A 630-nucleotide genomic window follows, 5' to 3' on the forward strand; every position below is an offset into this window, starting at 1 on the left:
TATATGAAATGAGCGAATGTTATCATATCTATACTTTTCTACAGGAAAAAATACAGTCCTGCGAGCAAAGACTTGAACACCTTCTGGATGAATTTACAAAAGAAATTCACATAGAAGACGACTTGAAACTTACAAAAAAACAGTTAAAGGGAAAGAACCAACCGAAATTCAATCTTCCGGTGCTGAGTTATAAATTTTACGGAGTGGATCTATTCGCCATTGAATCGATCAGTAGCAGTACAGTGCTGACACTGATCTGTGAAATCGGCCAGGGCATTTACAACTTTAATTCTGCCAAACAATTTGCATCTTTTTTAAGGCTTGCTCCCGACAACAGGGTATCAGGAGGCAAACTGGTTTCAAGCAGAACTCCAAAAGGAAGTAACAGGCTTGCACTGGCCTTAAGAAACGCAGCCAATACCATTGATAAAACTAAAGACGGGGTATTGACAAGGTTTTTCAAACGTGTCGCCTATAGGAAGGGAAGGGGCGCTGCTATTACGGCAACTGCAAGAAAGCTGGCAGTAATTATCTGGAATATGACAGTAAAAGGAGAAGCATACCAACCAAAGGATTTAGACCTTTACCAAAAAGAGATAAAGGAGCGCACGATTGCCTCAATCAAAAAAA

General features: G+C 40.0%; 1 protein-coding gene. It reads left to right on the plus strand.

What is annotated here, in order from left to right:
* Positions 1 to 8: 8 nt before the first annotated feature.
* Positions 9 to 630: transposase (locus SYJ56_RS25825; protein WP_323839291.1), on the plus strand; the 622-nt coding region annotated here is incomplete at its 3' end.

The sequence above is a fragment of the Algoriphagus aurantiacus genome (assembly GCF_035156405.1).
In the GTDB taxonomy this organism is placed as follows: domain Bacteria; phylum Bacteroidota; class Bacteroidia; order Cytophagales; family Cyclobacteriaceae; genus Algoriphagus; species Algoriphagus aurantiacus.